Source organism: Frigoribacterium sp. CFBP 13712 (genome assembly GCF_014842255.1).
Taxonomy (GTDB): Bacteria; Actinomycetota; Actinomycetes; order Actinomycetales; family Microbacteriaceae; genus Frigoribacterium.
This window is the reverse complement of sequence record NZ_JACYVH010000001.1, coordinates 593,791-615,115: the sequence shown is the minus strand read 5'-3', so window position 1 is coordinate 615,115 and position 21,325 is coordinate 593,791. Positions and strand designations below refer to the sequence as shown.

The 21,325-nt window shown below is 72.6% G+C and carries 21 protein-coding genes and 1 riboswitch; of the genes, 9 read left to right on the top strand and 12 right to left on the bottom strand.

Annotation, left to right across the window (positions count from 1 at the left end):
• Positions 1 to 49 precede the first annotated feature (49 nt).
• Entirely contained in the window at positions 50 to 2,254 is a 2,205-nt protein-coding gene (locus tag IFT51_RS02840; protein ID WP_192058872.1) for an MMPL family transporter, read from the bottom strand.
• Between the two features lie 89 nt (positions 2,255 to 2,343).
• Here IFT51_RS02840 and IFT51_RS02835 point away from each other — a divergent pair, with 89 nt between their 5' ends.
• From IFT51_RS02835 to ribH, 6 genes are all read left to right on the top strand, one after another.
• A complete protein-coding gene (locus tag IFT51_RS02835) occupies positions 2,344 to 2,973 on the top strand; it encodes a MarR family winged helix-turn-helix transcriptional regulator (protein ID WP_192058869.1) in 630 nt (209 codons plus the stop codon).
• 32 nt (positions 2,974 to 3,005) lie between these two features.
• The gene (locus IFT51_RS02830) at positions 3,006 to 4,430 is read left to right on the top strand and encodes an L-serine ammonia-lyase (RefSeq protein WP_192058867.1); all 1,425 of its coding nucleotides are present in this window, start codon (positions 3,006 to 3,008) and stop codon (positions 4,428 to 4,430) included.
• 257 nt (positions 4,431 to 4,687) lie between these two features.
• On the top strand, positions 4,688 to 5,422 hold the full coding sequence (locus IFT51_RS02825; protein WP_192058865.1) for a pentapeptide repeat-containing protein: 735 nt from the start codon (positions 4,688 to 4,690) through the stop codon (positions 5,420 to 5,422).
• 88 nt (positions 5,423 to 5,510) lie between these two features.
• A riboswitch (FMN riboswitch) is annotated at positions 5,511 to 5,648 on the top strand.
• Between the two features lie 194 nt (positions 5,649 to 5,842).
• The gene (locus IFT51_RS02820) at positions 5,843 to 6,586 is read left to right on the top strand and encodes a riboflavin synthase (RefSeq protein WP_192058864.1); all 744 of its coding nucleotides are present in this window, start codon (positions 5,843 to 5,845) and stop codon (positions 6,584 to 6,586) included.
• Positions 6,583 to 7,320, top strand: coding sequence for a 3,4-dihydroxy-2-butanone-4-phosphate synthase (ribB, locus tag IFT51_RS02815; RefSeq protein WP_371740654.1), 738 nt, complete (start codon positions 6,583 to 6,585; stop codon positions 7,318 to 7,320). Before IFT51_RS02820 ends, ribB begins: the two co-directional genes overlap by 4 nt.
• Positions 7,317 to 7,799 (top strand): 6,7-dimethyl-8-ribityllumazine synthase, encoded by a 483-nt coding sequence (ribH, locus tag IFT51_RS02810; protein WP_192058862.1) that lies wholly within the window; start codon positions 7,317 to 7,319, stop codon positions 7,797 to 7,799. Before ribB ends, ribH begins: the two co-directional genes overlap by 4 nt.
• 81 nt (positions 7,800 to 7,880) lie before the next feature.
• On the opposite strand, the gene IFT51_RS02805 is transcribed toward ribH, so the two are convergent.
• The 3 genes from IFT51_RS02805 to IFT51_RS02795 form a co-directional block, all read right to left on the bottom strand.
• Positions 7,881 to 8,684 carry a dienelactone hydrolase family protein gene (locus tag IFT51_RS02805; protein WP_192058860.1) on the bottom strand — a complete coding sequence of 268 codons (804 nt, stop codon included), beginning with the start codon at positions 8,682 to 8,684 and terminating at the stop codon, positions 7,881 to 7,883.
• Between the two features lie 132 nt (positions 8,685 to 8,816).
• Complete coding sequence (locus tag IFT51_RS02800; protein ID WP_192058858.1) at positions 8,817 to 9,374, bottom strand: TetR family transcriptional regulator; 558 nt, start codon at positions 9,372 to 9,374, stop codon at positions 8,817 to 8,819.
• A gap of 66 nt (positions 9,375 to 9,440) precedes the next feature.
• A complete protein-coding gene (locus IFT51_RS02795; RefSeq protein WP_320477812.1) occupies positions 9,441 to 9,896 on the bottom strand; it encodes a GNAT family N-acetyltransferase in 456 nt (151 codons plus the stop codon).
• A gap of 340 nt (positions 9,897 to 10,236) precedes the next feature.
• Between IFT51_RS02795 and IFT51_RS02790 the strand changes: the two genes are divergently transcribed.
• A complete protein-coding gene (locus IFT51_RS02790) occupies positions 10,237 to 11,256 on the top strand; it encodes a carbohydrate kinase family protein (protein ID WP_192058856.1) in 1,020 nt (339 codons plus the stop codon).
• A gap of 82 nt (positions 11,257 to 11,338) precedes the next feature.
• On the opposite strand, the gene IFT51_RS02785 is transcribed toward IFT51_RS02790, so the two are convergent.
• From IFT51_RS02785 to upp, 5 genes are all read right to left on the bottom strand, one after another.
• On the bottom strand, positions 11,339 to 12,772 hold the full coding sequence (locus tag IFT51_RS02785; RefSeq protein ID WP_192058854.1) for a serine hydrolase domain-containing protein: 1,434 nt from the start codon (positions 12,770 to 12,772) through the stop codon (positions 11,339 to 11,341).
• Complete coding sequence (locus IFT51_RS02780) at positions 12,769 to 14,148, bottom strand: deoxyribodipyrimidine photo-lyase (protein WP_192058853.1); 1,380 nt, start codon at positions 14,146 to 14,148, stop codon at positions 12,769 to 12,771. Before IFT51_RS02780 ends, IFT51_RS02785 begins: the two co-directional genes overlap by 4 nt.
• Positions 14,145 to 14,552: a MarR family winged helix-turn-helix transcriptional regulator gene (locus IFT51_RS02775; RefSeq protein WP_371740670.1), complete on the bottom strand. Its 408-nt coding sequence runs from the start codon at positions 14,550 to 14,552 to the stop codon at positions 14,145 to 14,147. The genes IFT51_RS02780 and IFT51_RS02775 overlap by 4 nt, the downstream gene beginning before the upstream one ends.
• Positions 14,553 to 14,795: 243 nt before the next feature.
• Positions 14,796 to 15,560, bottom strand: coding sequence for a winged helix-turn-helix domain-containing protein (locus IFT51_RS02770; protein WP_192058848.1), 765 nt, complete (start codon positions 15,558 to 15,560; stop codon positions 14,796 to 14,798).
• Between the two features lie 521 nt (positions 15,561 to 16,081).
• Positions 16,082 to 16,714: a uracil phosphoribosyltransferase gene (gene upp, locus IFT51_RS02765; RefSeq protein ID WP_192058846.1), complete on the bottom strand. Its 633-nt coding sequence runs from the start codon at positions 16,712 to 16,714 to the stop codon at positions 16,082 to 16,084.
• A 92-nt stretch (positions 16,715 to 16,806) separates the two neighbouring features.
• On the opposite strand from upp, the gene IFT51_RS02760 reads away from it, so the two are divergent.
• The gene (locus tag IFT51_RS02760) at positions 16,807 to 17,238 is read left to right on the top strand and encodes a nucleoside deaminase (protein WP_192059292.1); all 432 of its coding nucleotides are present in this window, start codon (positions 16,807 to 16,809) and stop codon (positions 17,236 to 17,238) included.
• Positions 17,239 to 17,273: 35 nt separating this feature from the next.
• Here the strand turns inward: IFT51_RS02760 and IFT51_RS02755 are convergent, their stop codons facing one another.
• Positions 17,274 to 18,236 carry a cation diffusion facilitator family transporter gene (locus IFT51_RS02755; protein WP_192058844.1) on the bottom strand — a complete coding sequence of 321 codons (963 nt, stop codon included), beginning with the start codon at positions 18,234 to 18,236 and terminating at the stop codon, positions 17,274 to 17,276.
• Between the two features lie 45 nt (positions 18,237 to 18,281).
• Here IFT51_RS02755 and proC point away from each other — a divergent pair, with 45 nt between their 5' ends.
• Positions 18,282 to 19,133 carry a pyrroline-5-carboxylate reductase gene (gene proC, locus IFT51_RS02750; RefSeq protein ID WP_192058841.1) on the top strand — a complete coding sequence of 284 codons (852 nt, stop codon included), beginning with the start codon at positions 18,282 to 18,284 and terminating at the stop codon, positions 19,131 to 19,133.
• 75 nt (positions 19,134 to 19,208) lie between these two features.
• Here the strand turns inward: proC and IFT51_RS02745 are convergent, their stop codons facing one another.
• Both IFT51_RS02745 and IFT51_RS02740 read right to left on the bottom strand, forming a co-directional pair.
• A complete protein-coding gene (locus IFT51_RS02745; RefSeq protein ID WP_192058839.1) occupies positions 19,209 to 19,880 on the bottom strand; it encodes a TrkA family potassium uptake protein in 672 nt (223 codons plus the stop codon).
• Positions 19,873 to 21,315, bottom strand: coding sequence for a TrkH family potassium uptake protein (locus IFT51_RS02740; RefSeq protein ID WP_371740669.1), 1,443 nt, complete (start codon positions 21,313 to 21,315; stop codon positions 19,873 to 19,875). The genes IFT51_RS02745 and IFT51_RS02740 overlap by 8 nt, the downstream gene beginning before the upstream one ends.
• Positions 21,316 to 21,325: the final 10 nt, after the last annotated feature.

The window sequence follows — 21,325 nt, the reverse complement described above, 5'->3', positions numbered from 1 at the left end:
AGTGCGTGCGGCCCCCCGGGTTCGGCGGGTCCCCGTCATCCGCGGCGGGTCAGCGCTGACCCGCCCCCGATGACACCGACCCGCCGATACCCGGGTCGCCGACCCGGCGCAGTCCGGGCCACCAGAACCGATCGCCCAGCAGGAAGACCAGGGCCGGCACGAGCACGGTCCGCACCACGAGCGTGTCGAGCAGCACGCCGATGCAGACGATCACGCCCACCTGCGTCAGCGCCACCACGGGCAGCACCCCGAGCACGGCGAAGACGGCCGCGAGCAGGATGCCCGCGCTGGTGATCACGGCCCCCGTCGAGGCGAGGGCGCGCACCATGCCCTCGCGGGTGCCGTGCACCAGCGCCTCCTCGCGGGCCCGTGTCGTCAGGAAGATGTTGTAGTCGACCCCGAGCGCCACCAGGAACAGGAACGCGTACAACGTCACGGCGGTGTCGAGCGCCGGGAACCCCAGCACGTTCTGGAACAGCCACGTCGACGCCCCGAGGCTCGCGAAGAACGTCGCCAGCACCGACGCGATCAGCAGCACGGGCGCGACGAGCGAGCGCAGCAGCAGCGCGAGGATGACGAACACGATCGCGAGGATGATCGGCGCGATCAGGTCGATGTCGGCCTGCGCGGCGACCTTCGTGTCGAATGCGGTCGCGTCGCTGCCGCCGACCAGCGCCTCCGACATGGCCTTGTCGCCTGCGCCGGCCCCGTCGCCCGCGCCAGCACCGTCGCCCGCGCCCGCGCCCGCGCCGTCGCCGTCGGCGTCGGCGTACGCCGTCCGCAGCCGGTCGATCGTCGCGAAGGCCTCGTCGCTCTCGGGCTCGGCCGTCAGCTGCAGATCGATGCGGGTCAGCCCGTCCGACGATTCTCCGGTGGTCGCGGACTCGACGCCCGCGGTGTCGGCGGCCAGCGCCGTGGCGGCGTCGGCCGAGTCCGTCGGCACGAGCACGACCGTCTGGCTGGTCAGCCCGGCCGAGAACGACTCGTCGACGATCACCTGCGCCGACACGGACTCGGGGTCGCCGAGCAGCTGGTCGGTCTGCGACAGTCCGACGGCGTAGCCGCCGAGCCCGAGGCAGAGCACGCCGATGCCCGCCACGGCCGACACGGCCACGACGGCCGGACGACGTGAGACGCCGCGACCGAGTCGATCCCAGAAGCCGCGGCGCGGGGCCGCGTGGTGGGTCGCGCCTCCTGCAGTCGTCTGCGGGTGGTCGACGGCCTCCGAGGAGGCGCGGGGCACGAAGGGCCAGAAGAGCCCGCGACCGCAGACCACCAGTGCCGCCGGCAGCGCCACGAGGGCGAAGACGATGGCGATGACGACGCCGACCGCGCAGGCGAAGCCGAGGGCGCGGTTGCCCGACAGCGACGCGAGCAGAAGGGTCAGCAGGCTCAGGGCGACCGTGCCGCCGCTCGCGGCGATCGCGGGCCCGGCGCTCGTGACGGCGGTGCGCATGGCGCGGTGCCGGTCGGGTTCGCGCAGCAGCTCCTCGCGGTAGCGGGCGACGAGCAGCAGGGCGTAGTTCGTGCCGGCGCCGAAGACGAGCACCGAGAGGATCCCCGAGATCGACGCGTCGATGGTGATGCCCAGGGGCTCGGCCAGGGCGGCGGCGACACGACCGGCGAGCGCGTCGGCGGCGCCGACGACGGCGAGGGGGACGATCCAGAGCACGGGGCTGCGGTAGGTGACGATCAGCAGCAGGGCGACCACGATCACGGTGACGAGCAGCAGCCGGAAGTCGGCGCCGGCGAACGCGTTCGCGATGTCGTCCTGGAACCCGATCGGACCGGTCAGCGATGCCTCGAGGCCGGCGGGGAGTTCGGCGCCGGCCGCGTCGCGGAGCGCCGTCGCCGTACCCGCGACGTCGGCGTCGGCTTCGTCGGCGTCGAGCGGCACGGCGATCAGGGCGGCCGTCCCGTCGTCGCTGATCTGGGGCCGGACGGCCTGCGGGGCGGTCGACAGCTCGGCGAGGGCGGAGGCGCGGGCCGAGATCGCGGCGAGCGCCCGGTCGTCGAGGGTGTCGCCCCCGTCGCTGAAGACGAGGATGCCGACGGTCGTGTCCGAGCTCGGGAACCGGTCGAGCAGGGCGGTCACCTCGGCGGACTGGCTGGAGGCGGGCACGCCCGAAGGAGGCGCGGCGTCGCCCTCGCTCGACGGCAGGAAGGCGAAGAGGAGGGCCACGGCCACCGCGGTGGCGACCAGGACGGCCCAGGCGGTCCGACGGCCGCTGACGAATCGGGCGAGTGTGCGCACGGAGAATCCTTCGGTCACTGAATGTCTTAGCGGCTAAGACTATTGCAGATCACAGGGGCGTGCGCCACAATCGAGACGCAGGAGGTCCGATGCCCGACCCGACCCACCCCACGACGTCCCCCGTGCCCGCCGGGCGGGCAGCGCGCGACGACGCCGCGCAGCCCTTGCCGCCCGACGGGCCCCGCCCGGCCGACCGGCAGGGGCGGCCCGACCGCTCGCCGCTGGCCGACGACATCGTCACCCACATGCAGCGCCTCACGACCGAGTCGCAGAAGGTGGCGCAGGCCTTCGCGACCCAGCACGGTCTCGGGCACATCGACCTCGAGGCGCTGCTGCACGTCATGCAGGCCGAGCGCGGCGGCGACCCCGTCACGGCGGGGCGGCTCGGCGAGCTGCTCGGCGTCACGTCGGGCGCCGCCACCGGGGTCATCGACCGACTCGAACGCGTCGGTCATGTGCAGCGCAGCCGCGACGACGCCGATCGTCGCCGCGTGCTCGTCCGCTACTCCGACCGCGCGCGTGCCGTGGCGGGCGCCTTCTTCGGGCCGCTCGGCGTCATGAGCGACCGCGTCATGTCCGAGTTCGACGAGGGGGAGCTCGAGACGGTCCGCCGGTTCCTCGACGGGATGTCGGGGGCGATGGCCGAGCGTGCGCGCGAGGTGGGCGGCGGCGCGCAGCCGACCCGCGCCTCCTCGGCTGGTGTCGCCGGCAGCGGGTAACGTCGTCCGGGAACTCGGAAGGCAGGTGGCACGTGACCGACCACGTCTCGGCGCTCGACCTCTTCTCGATCGGCATCGGCCCGTCGAGCTCGCACACCGTGGGGCCCATGCGGGCAGCCCGGCAGTTCCTGCTGGCCGTCGAGGCCGACGGGCGTCTGACCGACGTCGCACGGGTCGAGGCCGTGCTCTACGGCTCGCTCGCCGCGACCGGTCTCGGGCACGGCACCCCGTCGGCGGTGCTGGCCGGTCTCGCGGGCATGGACCCCGAGTCGTGCGACCCCGACGTGGTCACCGGCATGCAGGCCTCGGTCGAGCACGGCGGCGGTCTGCGGCTGCTGGGTCGTCACCAGATCGCGTTCGCCCCCAACGACCTCCGCATGGCGCCGCTCACGCGCATGCCCCGTCACCCCAACGCCCTGAGCGTCGAGGCCTTCGACGTCGAGGGCTCGAGCATCGCCCGCGAGGTCTACTTCTCGGTCGGCGGCGGCTTCGTCGTCCGCGACGGCGATGACGAGCACGCGGTGCCGACGGCCGAGGCGCCCTTCGCCTTCGTCGACGCCGACGACCTCCTCCGGCTCTGCGACGCCGAGGGGGCGTCGATCGCCGAGCTGGCCTGGCGCAACGAGGTCGCGCTGCACGGTGCCGAGGCGGCCTCGGCCGGTCTCGACGCGCGGTGGGCCGCGATGCGGGCCTGCGTCGACGCCGGTCTCGAGGCGACGGGGGTGCTCCCGGGCTGGATGAAGGTGCCGCGGCGTGCCCGGCAGTTCGCGTCGATGCTCCGTCAGCACGAAGAGCGGGCGACGAGCTACGCCCTCGGCGGCTCCGCGATCGACCAGGGCCGCGCCTCCTCGCTGCTGGCCTCCGATCTGCCCGCTCAGTGGCTGCAGGCCTACGCGATGGCCGTGAACGAAGAGAACGCCGGCGGCGGGCGCGTCGTCACGGCGCCGACCAACGGGGCGGCCGGCATCATCCCGGCGGTGGCGTACTACGCGATGCGGTTCCACGGGGCGACCGATCATGAGCTCGCGCGCACCTACCTCCTGACCGCGGCTGCGATCGGGTCGCTCTACAAGCGCAACGCCTCGATCTCGGGTGCCGAGGCCGGCTGCCAGGGCGAGGTCGGGTCGGCGTCGTCGATGGCTGCCGGTGCGTTGACGGCGCTGCTCGGCGGCACCCCGCGCCAGATCGAGAACGCCGCCGAGATCGCGATGGAGCATCACCTCGGCCTCACCTGCGACCCCGTCGGCGGGTTCGTGCAGGTGCCGTGCATCGAGCGCAACGCGATCGCCGCCGGCACGGCCGTGGCGGCGACCCGCATGGCGCTGCTCGGCGACGGCAGTCACGTCGTCAGCCTCGACACCGTGATCGAGACGATGCGCCAGACCGGTCGCGACATGAAAGACAGCTACAAGGAGACGAGCCGGGCGGGTCTCGCGGTCAACGTCATCGAGTGCTGAGTTCGTGCCGAGTCGCGTCCCGCACGCCGTCATCGAGTAATGAGTTCGTGCTGAGTCGCGTCCCGCACGCCCATGAACCGCGTTCGCGACGATGAACCGCGATATATCGCGGTTCGACTTCGCGAACGCGGTTCTTCGTCGCCAGTCGCCGAGCTGAGACGACCCACGCCGAGCCGTCTCACGCCGACCCGTCCCACGCCGAGCCGTCCAGCCGAGGAGGCGCGGGTGATGTCGGCGGCCGCCGCTAGCCTCGTCGCATGACACCGCCTCGCCGCTCCGCCGCCCGTTCCGTCGCGTCGGTCGAGTACGGCACCGACGCCCCGCGCCTCGACCCGGTCGACCCGCGCGGCCTCGTCGACGTCGGCTCGGACGGCTCTGACCAGCCCGGCACCGACCACCCCAGCACCGATCTACCCGGGCCGCACGACTCGCGCGAGCTCGAGCGCTACGTCGGCGCCGACCTGACCGACCGAGACCTCGAGGGCACGTCGTTCAGCGAGTGCGTCTTCGAGTCGCCCCGCCTCGGCGCCGCCCGGCTGCGCGGGGCGCGCTTCGTCGAGTCGGTGCTCAGCGACTCCTTCGCCCCCGAGCTCGCGGCGTCGCGCAGCACCTGGCACGACGTGCGGGTCGAGCGACCGCGATGGGGGTCGGCCGAGCTGTTCGACGCCGACCTGCGGTCGGTCCGCATCGTCGGCGGCAAGATCGACTACCTCAATCTGCGCGGCGCGCGCCTGACCGACGTCGTCATCGAGGGGTGCAGCATCGGCGAACTCGACCTCGGCGGGGTCACGGCGCTGCGGGTCGCGCTCGTCGACTGCCGGGTCGGCACGCTCGACGTCACCCGCGCCTCCTTGGCTCATACCGACCTGCGCACGACGTCGTTCTCGCGCATCGACGGTCTCGCCGGTCTCAGCGGCGCCACGATCGACGACGATCAGCTGTCGATGCTCGCCCCCGTCCTCGCCGCGCATCTGGGGCTCGTCGTCGACTGACCGGGGGGCGGCGTATTGCCCTGTGCTACGCCCACGTCGAACACCCGGGGTCGCCGGGGGCCCCCGGTGCTATCGTCGCAGGCAGAGCAACGCGCTCCGGGGTCAGTGCAAATCTGAACCGGCGGTCACAGTCCGCGACCCGAGGCACCTCGTCACCGAGGCGCCGAGGTTGAACCGGTGCAATCCCGGTACCGACGGTCATAGTCCGGATGAGAGGCAGCGCGGGCCCGACCACTCGTCAGCGAGCGGTGGGCCGTTGCGACCCTGCGTCGCGTCCCCGGAGTTCACCACGACCGGAGGACGACATGACCCGCACCACCGCAACCGCCGCACGATGCGCAGCGACGACGCTCGACCGCCCGTCCGGGGCTCAGCCCCTCGCCGGGTCCGCCGCGATCGTGCGCGGGGCGGTGCGCTGACGTGTTCACCGGTCTGGTCGAAGAGCTCGGCAGCGTCGTCCGCATCGACGATCAGGGCGACAGCGTGAGGTTGACGGTGCGCGGCCCGCTCGCGGTCGCCGACGCCGACCACGGCGACAGCATCTCGGTCAGCGGGGTGTGCCTCACCGTGGTCGAGCACGACGACGAGACGTTCACCGCCGACGTCATGCGGCAGACCCTCGTCATGAGCACGATCGGGTCGTTCGGCCCCGGCGATGCGGTCAACCTCGAGCGGGCGGCCCGGGTCGGCGACCGCCTCGGCGGGCACATCGTGCAGGGCCACATCGACGGCACCGCGAGGGTCGTCGAGATCGAAGACGGCGAGGCCTGGCGTCGCGTGCGCTTCGACCTCGCCGACGATCTCGCACCGCTCCTGGTCGACAAGGGGTCCGTCACGCTCGACGGGGTCAGCCTCACGGTCAGCGCCATCAGCGAGCCGGGGGCCCCGAGCGGGTGGTTCGAGGTCAGCCTCATCCCCGAGACGCTCGCCGTGACGACGCTCGGCGCCAAGACCGTCGGCGACGCCGTCAACGTCGAGACCGACGTGCTGGCCCGGCACGTCCGCCGCATGCTCCGGCTCGACGCGCTCGCAGCGCCGGTCACGCCGGTCACGCCTCCCGCACCTTCCGAGTCCGCCGCACCCGCCGCACCCGCTCCTGCCGCGTCCGCCGCGCCCGACCACCTCACCGCTACCGACCCGACCGCCGGCGAGGAGCGACCGTGACCGGGCTGCCGACCGCGACGACCGAGGAGGCGCGGGTCGGCTCGACCACACCCCTCGCGTCGATCGAGACCGCGCTCGAGCACCTGCGGCGCGGTCGACCCGTCATCGTGGTCGACGACGAGTCGCGTGAGAACGAGGGCGACGTCGTCCTCTCGGCCGAGCTCGCCTCGCAGGAGTGGCTGGCCTGGACGGTGCGCGTCTCGTCGGGCTTCGTCTGCGCCCCGATGACGAACGCCGAGGCCGACCTGCTCGACCTGCCCCCGATGGTCGCCCGCAACGAGGACGACCGCGGCACGGCCTACACGGTCAGCGTCGACGCGGCGACCGGCGTGACCACCGGGATCAGCGCCTCCGACCGGGCCACGACCCTGCGCGTCCTCGCGTCGGCGTCGAGCGTGCGCGACGACCTGCACCGCCCCGGTCACGTCATCCCGCTGCGGGCACGCGACGGGGGAGTGCGCGAGCGCGACGGCCACACCGAGGCGTCGGTCGATCTGATGAAGGCGGCGGGGCTGCGCCCGGTGGCCGCCATCAGCGAGATCGTGGCCGACGACGGCGAGATGATGCGCCTCCCCGGCCTGCTCGAGCTCGGAACCCGCGAGGGCGTCCCCGTCATCACCATCGCCGAGCTGATCCTGTGGCTCGGCGACCGCGACCTCTCGGCTCCCGACTCGACCGACACCACCGACATCACCGGCACCACCGACACTCTCACCGAAGGAGACCGCGCATGAGCGGCGAAGGCTCACCCACCGAACTCGAGGTCGACGGGACGGGCGTGCGCGTCACGATCGTCGCCGGCACCTGGCACCAGACGATCAGCGACGGCCTGCTGGCCGGGGCGCTCGCCGCGGCCGAGCGACTGGGCGCCACGGCCACCGTGCTGCGCGTGCCGGGCAGCTTCGAGCTGCCGGTCGTCGCGAAGGCGGCCCTCGAGTCCGGGGCCGACGCGGTCGTGGCGCTCGGCGTCATCATCCGCGGGGGCACGCCGCACTTCGAGTACGTGTCGGACGCCGCGACCTCCGGGCTCCTGCGGGTCAGCCTCGACACGGGCAAGCCCGTCGGCTTCGGGGTGCTCACCCTCGACGACGAGCAGCAGGGGCTCGATCGCGCCGGTCTGCCCGGCTCGAAGGAGGACAAGGGCGCCGAGGCCGCCCACGCCGCCATCGCCACCGCCGTGCAGCTGCGAGCCCTGGCCGCGCCCCGGCCCTGACGGCCGAGGGCTGGGCCCCGGGCCCTGACCCCCGAGGGTCAGGCCCCGAGGGTCAGGCCCCGAGGGCCACGCCCTCGTGGACTAGGCGAGCACCTCGTCGAAGAAGGCGCGCATCTGCGCCCACGAGCGTCGATCGGCCACGGCCTGGTACTGCGCCCCGTGCTCGGGCGAGTCGACCTCGGGCACGGCGAACGCGTGCATGGCGCCGCTGTAGGTCACGATCTGCCAGTCGGGTGCGCCCGCGTTCCGCAGCTCGTCCTCGAACGCGACGACGGCCTCGTCGGGGACGACCGGGTCGGCCGAGCCCGTCATCACGAGGATCGGCGCGTTGACCGCACCGGGCAGCGCGGGTGCACCGGTCGACAGGCCGCCGTGGAACGCCGCGACCCCGGCCACGGGCGCCCCGGCCCGGGCGAGTTCGAGCGCGGCCGATCCGCCGAAGCAGTAGCCCATCACGGCGATGCGCTCGGGGTCCACGCCGGGTTCTGCGCGTAGCCGTTCGAGGCTGGCGAGGAGGCGTGAGCGGAGGGCCGGCACGTCGCCGTACCAGCGGCCCGCCTCGGCGGCGGCGCCGTCGGGCCCGGGGCGGACGCCCTGGCCGTAGACGTCTCCGGCGAGGGCGACGTAGCCGAGTCGGGCGAGCATCTGCGCGCGCACCTTGACGTGGTCGACGACACCGAACCAGTCGTGCAGCACGAGCACTGCGGGGCGCAGCTCCGACTCCGAGGAGGCGCGGGGCGGCGTCGCGAGGAACCCTTCGAGATCGGTCGCTCCGTCCCGGTACACGACGTCGCCCGATTCGACGCCTCCCGGGTCGGGCACCGTCGCAAGCAGTCGTTCGAGATCAGGGGAGAGGGGGGTCAGGGGTGCTTCGCTGTCGGTCACGCCGTCACGGTACTCCGGCCCGCTCGACCGTCGCCGCGCCTCCTCGGCACACAGCCGGCTGATCCCCGACGCGCCCGCCCGGTTCCTCCTCGGCACGGCAGCGGCAGCGGCTCGCAGGGGCCGCGCGTCGCGTCAGCCGACGAGCCGGGTGACCGCCTGCCGCACGACCTCGCAGCGGCGTTCGTGCGGCCCGGTGTGCAGATTCGACGCGTCGGGGGTGACGAACCAGGCGAGCACGAGGCCGAAGACCATCGTCAGCAGCTCGTCGGCATCCCACTCGGAGGGGATCGCGCCGGCCTGCTGAGCCTCACGGACCGCCCGTCGACGGTCTTCGAGCTGATCGTGGTCGACGACGCCGGGGCTGGGCAGCGACACCCCCTCGATCTGCCCCCAGAGCAGCAGGCGGGCGTCGTCGGGGTGGGTGGCGAGGTGGTCGTAGAGGCGGGAGGCCCAGCGGGGCAGATCGTGGGCGTCGAAGGGGATGGCGGCGAGCCAGCGATCGATGCTCTCGCCGAGTGTCGCGTCGAACAGCTCGCGCTTGGTGGCGAAGTGCGCGTAGAGCCGTTCTTTGCTGGCCTCGGCCTCGCGGGCGATGGTGTCGATGCGGGCCCCGGCGAGACCTCGGGCGGCGAACTCCGACCGCGCGGCCTCGAGCAGGCGCTCTCGCGGAGGTGTGGGGCGACGGGGCATCCCCAGATCATATGGCCGTCGTGCGCTGTCCTGCGCACGCCCCGGAGCGGCCGAGGAGGCGCGGTGTCAGCGGCCGCCGCCGGTCGCGTCGGCCGAGCGGGCCATCGGCACGTGCGGGATCTCGTCTTCGATGAACTCGGCGCCGTCGAGCACGAACCCGAACCGCGCGTACCAGTCGGCGAGGTGCGCCTGGGCGTCGAGCCGCACGAGTCGCCCCGCGCACCGGTCGAGCGCCAGGCCCATCAGCTGGGCGGCCAGCCCGCGACCTCGCGCCGTCGCAGCGGTGGCGACCCGCCCGATGCGACGGTCGTCGCCGTCGTGCAGCAGGCGGAGGGTGGCCGCCACCCGGCCGTCGACCTCGGCCCAGAGCATCGTGGCGTCGGGCTCGAGGTCGCGCCCGTCGAGCTCGGGGTAGGCGCACCGCTGTTCGACGACGAAGACGTCGACGCGCAGCTTCAGCAGCTCGTAGAGGGTGACGGGCGGCATGTCGGCGAGGGGCGCGGTGTGGAGGGTGACGTTCACGGGATCAGGGTATCGGCGGCCCCCGACACCGCGAGCGCGACATCCTCTTCTCCCGGTGACGCGCCTCTTGTACCCCCGCCTCGTACCCCGATCCCCTGGGCGCGTGTGTCGTTCCGGCGGCGGATGGTGCCAGCGGGTGAAGCTGACGGGGGTAGACGGGTGATTCTCCCCCCTGGGCCTCACGTCCCGGCCCGTGGCGTGATGGTGTTGTACGTCGTCCGGACCGACCCACCCGGCCCGACCGATCAGACCCGACCCGACCCGACCCGACCCGACCCGACCCATCCGACTCCGACCGACCGACCCCCGCGCGAACGCGATCGCGCCCCGTGGAAGACGCATGTCCCCCGACCACTCCGACCCCCTCACCCCGTCCGACCCGGTGGCGCCGTCCGACCCGGCCGCCCCCGCCGTCGACCCGACCGATCCGATCGATGTCCTCGACGCGGGCGATCTGGCGAGATCCGCTGGTGAGCCACGCACGAGGGTGGTGGTCTTCGGCGACGTGCTCGACGACGTCATCGTCACCGCCGCGACGCCGGCGGCGACGGGCACGGACACGGAGGCGCTGATCCGGCACCGCGCGGGTGGCGCCGCGGCGAACACGGCGGCGTGGCTCGGTTCGCTCGGCGGCGAGGTCGACTTCGTCGGGAGGGTCGGGGTCTCCGACCGGCACCGGCACGCGCAGCTGCTGGCGGACGCCGGCGTGCTGCCCCGGCTGAGCTACGACGCCCACGACTCGACCGGCACGGTCGTCATCACCGTCGAGGGCGAGGTGTCGTCGATGTTCACCGACCGGGGGGCGAGCGCCGCACTCGATCCCGACGACGTCCCCGACGAACTGCTCGAGTCCGCGGCCGTGCTGCACGTCACCGGCTACTCGGTGGTCCACTCGCGCACTCCAGTACCGCTCCGCCGCCTCATGACCAGAGCGCGCGAGGCCGGCGCGGCGGTCTCCGTCGACCCGGGCAGCAGCGGCTTCATCGGCCGATTCGGCGTCGCGGCGTTCCTCGACGCGATCGACGGAGCCGACCTGTTCTTCGCGAGCCCGGCCGAGGGTCGCCTGCTGACCGGTCTCGACGACGAGCACGGGATCGCCACGGCCCTCGCCGAGCGCTTCGGCGTGGTCTGCCTCGTGCAGGACGACGGAGGCGCGGTGCTGGCCCGACACGGACGCTCGGTCGTCGACGTGCCCTCGGTGACGACCCGCGTGGTCGACCCCGTGGGCGTGGGCGACGCCTTCGCCGCCGGGTTCATCGACTCGTGGCGGACGACTCGCAAGCCGGGCGTCGCAGCCCGTCGGGGCGCTCGCGCCGCGGCCCGGGCCTTCGCCGTCGCCGGAGGCCGCCCGCCCGCCTGACGCCGACGGCGTCGGTGCGCGGCCCCGCCCGGGCGTCGGTGCGCGGCCCCGCCCCGGCCTCGGTGCGCGGCTCCGCCCGGCCTCAGTGCGCCGTCTCGGCCCGGACGGTGAGGGTCTGCACCCGGGGCGGGGCCTCGGGTGTGAGACGGATCTCGAAGCGCAGCAGACCCCGTGCTCCGGCCCGTCGCCAGACCAGGTGCGAGGGCGCCTTCGACTCGTCGTCAGGGAGGGGCTCCGCCGAGGTCGGCGCGAGGCCGCCGACCGACTCGACGGCCTCGCCCCAGGTGCGTCGGCGTCGCTCGAGGGGTATGTCGAGCTCGATGTTCTCGGCGAGCCAGTCGCCCGGTTCGCCGCCGCCGAGCACCAGCTCCTCGACCGCGTCGCGGGCGGCGAGGGTCTCGGGCCACGGCCGCACGCGGCTGTCGACCCCGGTGCCCTGCGCGGCCGTCTCGGCGAGCAGGCCGTCGAGCGCGAGCGTGATCGGCACCGACACCTGGGCGTAGGTCGCGTTCTCGAATCCGACGGCACCGACGCCGGTGGCGGGGTGCCAGCGCATGTGCGCGGAGAATCCGGGGTAGCCGCCGGAGTGCGAGACGATCGTGCCGTGGTCGGGGTGCTGCTCGACGAAGAGGCCGAGGCCGTAGCCGCCCGGGTGCGCGCCCAGCCCCGGGACGAAGCGCTGCAGCTGCTGCATCTCGCGTCGGGAGGCGCGCGACAGGATGCCGTCGAGGTCGCCCTGGCCGTCGGGGTGGAACGCCGAGCCGAGCCAGCGGGCCCAACGAACGAGATCGTCGGTGGTGCTGAACAGACCGCCGATCGGCGAGAAGGCGCCGGGGCCCGAGAACGGCAGGGGCTCCCAGCCGTCGCCGACGCGTCGGTGTCCGATCGCCAGACCGCCGGCGGCGGGCACGTCGGTCGTGAAGCCGGTGGAGTCGAGACCGAGCGGCGCCAGGACGTCCTGCTCGACGACCTCGCGGTACGGGCGACCCGAGGCCTCGGCGACGACACGGCCCAGCAGGGCGTATCCGAGGTTCGAGTAGGCGAACGCGGTGCCGGGGACGCTGTCGAAGCTCAGCCCGCGACGCAGCAGCGCGTCGAGGCCCTCGTCGGTCAGCGACTCCTGTCGGTCGCCCCACGGGTCGTCGGTCGGGAACCCGGCCGACATCGTCGCGAGCATCCTCAGCGTGGGCACGGGCGAGTCGGCGGTCGGCAGGGCGACGTCGGCGAAGGCCGGCACCCAGTCGGTCACGGGTGCGTCGAGGTCGAGGGCCCCGGTGTCGCGGAGCGCCAGCAGCACCGTCGCCGTGAAGCTCTTCGTGCACGAGGCGATGCGGTACGCGGTGTCCGGCCCGGGCGCGGCACCGTCCGCGCCGTCACCGCCGAGCGTCCCGGAGGCGCCCCGGTGGGTCACCCCGTGCCGGTCGAAGGTCGCCCAGACCGCGCTCGGCGCCTTCCGCTCCGCCCGCCGGGCGGCGAACACCGCATCGATCCCGGAGGCGCGGGTCGGCTCGGTCACGACTGCTCACCCTCGGACGACGTGCGACGCATCGTCTCGTACGCGTCCAGAGCGGCACGTCGCGAGACCTTGAGATCGACGAGCGGCTCGGGGTAGTCCTCGTCGTCGATCTCGGGCACCCACTGCCGGATGTAGTCGCGGTGCTTGTCGAACTTCGTCGCCTGCAGCTCGGGGTTGAACACCCGGAAGTACGGTGCCGCATCCGCGCCCGAACCGGCGGTCCACTGCCAGTTGGCGGGGTTGTTGGCCTCGTCCGCGTCGACGAGGGTGTCCCAGAACCAGGCCTCGCCGACGCGCCAGTCGACGAGCATGTTCTTGATCAGGAAGCTCGCGGTGACCATGCGCACCCGGTTGTGCATCCAGCCGGTCGTCCAGAGCTGGCGCATGCCGGCGTCGACCAGGGGGATGCCCGTGCGGCCCTGACGCCAGGAGTCGATCTCGCTCTCGGGCACGTCGGCCCACGGGAAGCGGTCGAACTCGGGTCGGTAGCTGACCGTCGCCAGATCGGGCGAGGTGAACAGGATCGTGTGGTTGAACTCGCGCCAGACGACCTCGCGGAGGAATGACTGGGCGCGCTCGCGCGATGCGTCGGGCAGCGCCCCGCGCATCCGGTGCCAGATCTGGAACGGGCTGATCTCGCCGAACCGGAGGCGCGGCGACAGTCGACTCGTCGCCTCCTGCGCCGGGAAGTCGCGGTCCCCGTAGTCGGCCAGCGCGCCGGTCGCGAACGCCTCGAGCGTGTCGTGGGCTGCGGCCTCGCCAGGGGTCCAGGTGTCTCGGAGACCCGCGGCCCAGTCGGGTCGGGTCGGGAGGAGGCCCCAGTCGTCGAGCGGGTCGCTCGCGACGTCGGCGGGCGAGGTCAGGGCGTCGGGCTCGTCGAGGGGGTGACGCGGCTCGGGTCGGTCGAGGCAGGCGCGGTAGAACGGCGTGAAGACCTTGAAGGGCTGCCCCTGCCCGGTCTGGATCGTCCAGGGCTCGAAGAGGAGGTTGGCCTGGAAGCTGTCGGCGACGAGACCGCGGTCGCGCAGCGAGGTCTTCAGCCCGGCGTCGGCGTCGCGCGCAGCCTTGCCGTAGCGGCGGTTCCAGTAGACGGCCCCGGCCGACACGTCGTCCACCAGGCGCGGGATCTCGACCGCCGCGGCGCCCCGACGGAGGGTCAGACTCGAGCCCTTGGCTCGCAGATCGGCGTCGAGGGCGGTGAGGCTGTGGTGCAGCCACCATCGTGAGGCGCCGCCGAGGGGTCGGATGCCCTCGGTGTCGTCGTCGAGCAGGTAGAGCACCACCACGGGCTCGCCCCGGTCGACGGCGGCGTTCAGCGCCGGGTTGTCGGCGAGGCGGAGGTCGTCGCGCAGCCAGACGATGGAAGGGGTGCTCATGCGGGGTGCTCCTGATCGGCGCGGGTGGCCGAGCCGTCGCCGAGTCGGAGCCTCGTGCACAGGTCGGTGAGGGTGACGAGCTCGTCGTGGTCGAGGCTGCCGCCGACGCGGCGACGGATGGTCGCGGCGTGGCTGATCGCCGTGCGCCGGTAGAGCTCGTAGCCGGAGTCGGTGAGGGCGACGATGATGCCGCGAGCGTCGCCCGGGTCGCTGAGCTTCTCGACGATGCCCCGGGCGGTGAGCCGGTCGACCAGTCGACTGATGCTCGGCTGGGTGAGCAGGAGGTGCCGGGTCAGATCGCGGATGCGGGCGCGCCGCTCGGGCTGACTCGACAGGTTGAACAGCACGTCGTACTCGTTGAACGAGATCTCCTGCGTCGGGAAGCAGTCGGTGAGTTCGCGCATCACGCTCACCTGCGCCCGGAAGAGCGCCTCCCAGGCGCCGACGGCCACGGATGTCTCGCTCATCTCTACCTCGCGTTCGTTTCCGTCGANGCGATCTCATTCCACCTCGGCCGCCACAGCAAACGGCCTCGGTTCGATCAACCTATAACGAATCGGTAACGGCGGTCTAGCCCTGAAGCCAAGGATCAGCTGGGAACACGACCCATCGCCGGTCGACCGGGCACGAGGCGCCGCCGGGTCGACTCAGAAGACGTCGGGCGACGGTGTCGAGGCGTGGCGGATCGACACGTCGGCGTGGCGGTCGAAGCGGTAGCCGGCCCCGCGGACGGTGCGGACGATGTCCTCGAAGGCGCCGAGCTTCGAGCGGAGGCGGCGGACGTGCACGTCGATGGTGCGCTCGTTCGGCACCTCGTCGTCGCCGTCGGCCCAGAGGCTCGAGATCAGCTCGGCGCGCTCGATGGTGCGGCCCTCGCGCAGCACGAGGTACTGCAGCAGCTCGAACTCCTTGTAGGTCAGCGGTGCGACGTCGCCGTCGAGCAGCAGGCGCTTGCGCGAGATGTCGACGACCACGCCGCCGCGGGCACCGGGCTCGTCGTCCTCCTCGACCTCCTGACGACGTGCGGCGAGCGCCGACGGGTCGTGCAGCGCCAGGCGCACGACGTCGACGTCGCGTCCGCCCGATCCGGTCGGTGCGAGGGCGACCGCGGCGTGGGTCTCGGCCGAGGGGGCGATCGAGGCCACGAGCGCCTTCAGCTGCGAGACGATGTCGCCGAGGTCTGTGCCGTCGGCGGCGGCCTTCAGCTCGTCGATGCCGACGTAGAGCACGAAGCCGCGTGCCTCCTGGCCCTCGGGCAGTGCCCGTGCTCGCCGCGCAGCGGGAGGTGCGACGGCCGCCGGGGCCGTCGCCTCGACGGAGTCGTCCACCGGCGGGACGGCGTTCAGGTGCCGGGCGGGGGCGATGGTGCGGGCGGAGGGGGCGGCGACGGGGCGGTCGAGGGTGAGGGACATGGGTACGCGGATCCTTGCGTGCGGGTGAGCGGTACCTCGGCGACGGTGACGCCATCGTTCGTCGCGGGTATCGCTCGGTTCGTGTCGGTGTCCGCTGCCGGTCAGGCGGTCGGCGGACGGTCGATGTCGTGACATCGGGGGGATGCGCGTCGGAGTGGTGACGCGGATGCATCCGGGAGTCGACGGCTCAGCAGCGGGGTGGGGCTGCGAGCTCAGCGTGCTGCGGAGGCAGCGACGGCGACTCGGCGAGGTGTGGCCGGATCAGGCACACATTCGACACAGGACGGCGTGCATCGGCATCATCATGCCGGTGCTCCCGGGGGCCTCAACGGAGGTCGGGATGAACACGCTGTCAGTCATGGGTTGATTGTGTTACAGCGTGCGTCGCGCTGTCAAGCACCATGCGGCGGGCGGCCTGGCGGGCCCGGGGGCCGCAGCCGGCGCGACGACGACGAACCGCGCCTCCGGAGGTCGGAGACGCGGTTCGGAAGCCCGCAGGAGGCGCGGGTCGGGAGGTCGGTTCAGGCCAGGCCGTAGAGGCGGTCGCCCGCGTCGCCCAGCCCGGGCACGATGTAGCCCTGCTCGTTGAGCCGCTCGTCGACGGCGCCGAGCACGACGTGCACGTCGCGGCCGGCCATGGCCTTCTCGACGGCGGCGAGGCCCTCGGGTGCGGCGAGGATGCAGACGGCCGTGACGTCGACGGCGCCGCGATCGAGCAGGTAGTCGATCGCCGCGATCAGCGAGCCGCCCGTGGCGAGCATCGGGTCGAGCACGAAGCACTGGCGGTTCGAGAGGTCGTCGGGCAGGCGCTCGGCGTACGTGGTCGGCTCGAGCGTCTCCTCGTCGCGCACCATGCCGAGGAACCCCACCTCGGCCGTCGGCACCAGCTTGGTCATGCCCTCGAGCATGCCGAGACCGGCGCGGAGGATCGGCACGACGAGCGGCCGGGGCTGGCTGATCTCGAGACCGGTCGTCGGGCCGACGGGGGTGACGATGTCGACGGGCGAGGTGCGCACGTCGCGCGTGGCCTCGTACGCCAGCAGGGTGACGAGCTCTTCGGTCAGGGCCCGGAAGGTCGGTGCCGGCGTGCGCTTGTCGCGGAGCACGGTCAGCTTGTGGGTGATCAGGGGATGGTCCGCTACGTGCACTCGCATAGGCTCAACGGTAGCGGAGTCGACCGGCCCGCACCCGCCCGCCGAGAGGTCGCCGCCGCGTGATCGCGCATCCCCCCGAGTTCGACGTCTGGATGGGCCTGGCGCTCGCCGAGGCCGACGCCTGCCGCGTGTCGGATGACGTGCCCGTCGGTGCGGTCGTCGTCGACGCGTCGGGGGCCGTGATCGGCACCGGTCGCAACGAGCGCGAACTGCGCCAGGACCCGACGGCCCACGCCGAGGTGCTCGCCCTCCGCGACGCAGCACGCGCCACCGGCGACTGGCAGCTGACCGGCGTCACCCTCGTGGTCACGCTCGAGCCGTGCCCGATGTGCGCCGGGGCGATCCTCGCGGCGCGGGTGCCGCGCGTCGTCTTCGGCGCCTGGGACGACAAGGCGGGTGCGACCGGCAGCGTCTACGACATCGCGCGCGATCGTCGGCTGCCGCACCGCTCGGAGGTCGTCGCGGGCGTGCGCGAACCCGAGTGCCGGGCCCGCCTCGACGACTTCTTCGCCGCGCGCCGCTGAGTCCGTCTCGCCGGGGGAGCCGAGGAGGCGCGGTGTCAGTCGGCCGCGCGGATCACGATCGCGTCGGTGGGCGGGTCGACCCGACCGGGGCGCACCCACACGTCGGGCTCGATGTAGATCACCCGGGCGATCGGCACCGCGGCGCGGATGCGGGTCTCGACGGCGTTGATGGCGCTCGAGACGTCGGCGAGCACGGTGCGACCGGGCATCGACACCTTGACGCCGACCAGCAGCTCGTCGGGGCCGAGGTAGAGCGTCTTCATGTGGATGATCGACTCGACGTCGGACCCGTCGGTGATCGCGGCGCGGATCTTCGCGACGTCGTCGGCCGAGGCCCCCTCGCCGACCAGCAGGCTCTTGGTCTCGATGCCGAGGATGACCGCGACCGCGACCAGCAGCACGCCGATCGCGAGCGTGCCGATGGCGTCGAAGACGCCGTCGCCGGTGATCCAGGTGAGCACCACGCCGATCATGGCGAACGAGAGACCGAGGAGCGCCGCGGCGTCCTCGAGCAGCACGACGGGCAGCTCGGGCGCCTTCGCGCGGCGGACGAACGACACCCAGCTCTGCTGGCCCTTGCTCGGGCGCGACTCGCGCACGGCGGTGCGGAGCGAGAAGCCCTCGAGGGCCAACGAGACGGCGAGCACGAGCACGGGCAGCCACGGCACCTCGAGCGGGTGCGGTTCGCGCAGCTTCTCCACGCCCTCGTAGAGCGAGAAGACCCCGCCGACGCTGAACAGGATGATGGAGACGACGAAGGCGTAGACGTAGCGCTCCCGCCCGTAGCCGAAGGGGTGCTCGGCGTCGGCGGCCTTCTTGGCCTTGCGCCCGCCGAGCAGCAGGAGCACCTGGTTGCCCGAGTCGGCGAGCGAGTGCACGCCCTCGGCGAGCATCGACGACGAGCCCGAGAAGGCCCAGGCGATGAACTTCGTGACCGCGATGCCCAGGTTGGCGCCGAGCGCCGCGATGATCGCCTTGTTGCCGCCGGATGTGCTCATGTCGTGATCCCCTCGAGTCGCCAGGGTCGATCTTAGGATGGCCTGATGGTCACCATGCTCCCCACCACAGCGATTCTCGGCGCCGGCTCGATGGGAGGCGCGATCCTCTCCGGTCTGCTGCGACCCGGTGTCGTCGTCGACGGCGGCATCCGGGTCACCAACCGGTCGGAGGCGAAGGCGGTCGCGCTGCGGCACGGCGCCGTCACCTCGCTCGCCACCGAGAGCGATCCGCGCGCGAACGCGTCGGCGGTCGTCGGGGCGAATCTCGTGCTCATCGGTGTCAAGCCGCACATGGTGGTCGACCTCCTGTCCGAGATCGGTTCGGCGCTCGACCCCGGGGCGGTCGTCGTCAGCCTGGCGGCCGGCGTCACGACCGAGACGATGGAGGCGGCCCTGCCGCCGACCGTCTCGGTGCTGCGCTCGATGCCGAACACCCCCTCCGTCGTCGGGCTCGGGGTCACCGGGCTGAGCGCCGGTTCGCGGTCCACCGACGACGACCTCGCGCTGGCCCGGACGCTCTTCGAGGTCGTGGGCGAGGTGGTGGTGGTCGACGAAGACCGCATCGACGCGCTCAGCACGATCTCCGGGTCGGGGCCGGCCTACGTCTTCCTCCTGATCGAGAAGCTCCAGCAGGCGGCGATCGGGCTCGGCTTCACTCCGGCCCAGGCGGCCACGATGGTCCAGGGCACGTTCCGCGGGGCGAGCGAGCTGCTCGCCGCGAGCGACGTCGGGCCGGCCCCCGACGCGCCGGCCGAGCTGCGCCGCCGGGTGACCAGCCCGGGCGGCACGACCGAGCGGGCTGTGGCCGTGCTCGACGCGGGCGGGCTCGCCGACCTGTTCGACCGGGCGACGGCGGCGGCGCTCGAACGCAACCGCGAGATCGCGGCCGGTCGCTGACCCGGCCGACCCGCGCCTCCTCGGCTGCGGTCTCCGCGAGGTCGCAGCGACCGCGGCACCCGGGCCCTGGCGGGGTCAGCCCTCGAGCGCCGCGAACCTCTCGATGGCGGTGCTGTCGCCCGACACGATGATCAGGTCGTGGTTGCTGATGACGGTCTCGGGGGTCGCCTCGCTGAAGGCGCCGCCGGGGCTCTTGACGCCGACGATGGTGACGCCGTACTTCTTGCGGATGTTCGAGGCCGCGAGGGTCGAGCCGCGCACCGGCTTGGGCGGGTACATCTTGACGATCGCGAAGGCGTCGTCGAACTCGATGTAGTCGAGCATGCGACCCGAGACGAGGTGCGCGACGCGCTCGCCGGCCTCGCGCTCGGGGTAGATCACGTGGTTGGCGCCGATCCGGGCGAGGATCTTGCCGTGCGACTGGCTGATCGCCTTCGCCCAGATCTGCGGCACCTTGAGGTCGACGAGGTTCGCGGTGATGAGCACGCTCGCCTCGATCGACGAGCCGACGGCGACGACGGCGATGCTGAAGTCCTGGGCGCCGATCTGCTTCAGCGCGTCGATGCTGCGCGCGTCGGCCTGGACGGCGTGCGTCACCCGGTCGGCCCACTTCTGCACGAGACCGGCGCTGGTGTCGACGGCGAGCACGTCGCGGTCCTGCCGTTCGAGCTGACCCGCGGTCGCTGCACCGAAACGGCCCAGGCCGATGACGAGGACGGGGGCGTCGTGCTTGATCTTGTCAACCAACGATCGGTCGCTCCTCGGGTCGGGTGAACAGCTGGCGCCGTTGGCTGGCGGCCAGGGCGACGGAGAGTGTCACTGTACCAACGCGGCCCATCCACATCGTGACCGCGAGGATGTACTTGCACGAGTCGGGCAGGTCGGCGGTCAGACCGGTCGACAGCCCCGACGTCGCGAAGGCGGAGATCACCTCGAACAGCACGTGCTCGAGCGGCTCCTTCGTGATGTGCATGATCAGGATGCTCGCGACCGCGACGATCGTGGCGCCCCAGAGCACGACGCTGACCGACAGTCGCAGCACGTCGCTCGGGATGCGCCGCCCGAAGGCCTCCATCGAGCGGTTGCCCCGCGCCTCGGCGAACGCCGCCAGGAAGAGCACGGCGAGGGTCGTGACCTTGATGCCGCCGGCCGTCGAGGCCGAGCCGCCGCCGATGAACATCAGCATGTCGGTCACCAGCAGCGACGAGCCGTTCAGATCCGAGATGTCGATGGTCGAGAAGCCGCCCGATCTCGTCATCTGACTCAGGAAGAGCGACTGGAAGATCGTCGGGAACGCCGCGATGCCGCCGAACGTGTCGGGGTTGTCGAACTCGAGCACGATGAACAGCAGGGCGCCGGCGAACAGCAGGATGAAGCTGGTGACGAGCGTCAGCTTCACGTGCACCGACCAGCGGCGGGGGTGCCAGGGGTTGCGGGCCAGGGCGTAGATGACGGGGAACCCGATGCTGCCGAGGAAGACGCCGATCATGATCAGGGTCAGGAACCAGTAGTCGTGGGCGAACGGCGCGAGCCCCTCGGCGTTCGGTGAGAATCCCGTGTTCGTGAAGGCCATGGCCGAGTAGTAGAAGCTGTCGAGAACCGCCTCGCCGATCGGGATGCCGTCGATCACGAGACGCGGCAGCAGCAGCACCGCGATCACCGCCTGGATGACGGCCGAGCTGAGCGCGACCGTGGCGAGCAGCCCGCCGACCTCGCCGAGGCGCACGGCCTGCCCCTCGGGCACCGGGCCGGCGTGCACGCGCAGCGGATTGCTGTCGGAGGCGGCCATCAGCCGGGCGCGCAACCCCAGCTTCCGAGACACCACCAGGCCCATGATCGAGGCGAGCGTCAGCACGCCGATGGCGCCGATCTGCACGCCGACGAAGATCACCACGTGGCCGAAGACCGACCAGTGCGTCGCCATGTCGACCGTCGCGAGACCGGTCACGCAGATGACGGAGACCGCCGTGAACAGCGAGTCGACGAGGGGTGTGGACCGCCCGTCGGCCGCCGCGACGGGCAGCGAGAAGATCGCCGTGAACAGCAGGATCAGACCCGTGAAGATCATGATCGCGAAGCGCGCGGGGGAGTGGCGACCGATGTCGTCGACGTAGTCGGTGATGCGTCGGACCGGCCCGCGGGACGCGACCCGGAGGGGTCCCTGCCGGATGGTGCGCGGGATGCGCCGGGAG

Bases quoted from the DNA above. Each gene is read 5' to 3' on its own strand.
- IFT51_RS02800 (WP_192058858.1), bottom strand. From the start codon at position 9,374: ATGCCCCGTCGCCCCACACCTCCGCGAGAGCGCCTGCTCGAGGCCGCG.
- IFT51_RS02760 (WP_192059292.1), top strand. From the start codon at position 16,807: ATGGGCCTGGCGCTCGCCGAGGCCGACGCCTGCCGCGTGTCGGATGAC.
- IFT51_RS02770 (WP_192058848.1), bottom strand. From the start codon at position 15,560: ATGTCCCTCACCCTCGACCGCCCCGTCGCCGCCCCCTCCGCCCGCACC.
- ribH (WP_192058862.1), top strand. From the start codon at position 7,317: ATGAGCGGCGAAGGCTCACCCACCGAACTCGAGGTCGACGGGACGGGC.
- IFT51_RS02755 (WP_192058844.1), bottom strand. From the start codon at position 18,236: ATGAGCACATCCGGCGGCAACAAGGCGATCATCGCGGCGCTCGGCGCC.
- IFT51_RS02780 (WP_192058853.1), bottom strand. From the start codon at position 14,148: ATGAGCACCCCTTCCATCGTCTGGCTGCGCGACGACCTCCGCCTCGCC.
- IFT51_RS02790 (WP_192058856.1), top strand. From the start codon at position 10,237: ATGTCCCCCGACCACTCCGACCCCCTCACCCCGTCCGACCCGGTGGCG.
- proC (WP_192058841.1), top strand. From the start codon at position 18,282: ATGGTCACCATGCTCCCCACCACAGCGATTCTCGGCGCCGGCTCGATG.
- IFT51_RS02835 (WP_192058869.1), top strand. From the start codon at position 2,344: ATGCCCGACCCGACCCACCCCACGACGTCCCCCGTGCCCGCCGGGCGG.
- IFT51_RS02825 (WP_192058865.1), top strand. From the start codon at position 4,688: ATGACACCGCCTCGCCGCTCCGCCGCCCGTTCCGTCGCGTCGGTCGAG.
- IFT51_RS02775 (WP_371740670.1), bottom strand. From the start codon at position 14,552: ATGCGCGAACTCACCGACTGCTTCCCGACGCAGGAGATCTCGTTCAAC.
- upp (WP_192058846.1), bottom strand. From the start codon at position 16,714: ATGCGAGTGCACGTAGCGGACCATCCCCTGATCACCCACAAGCTGACC.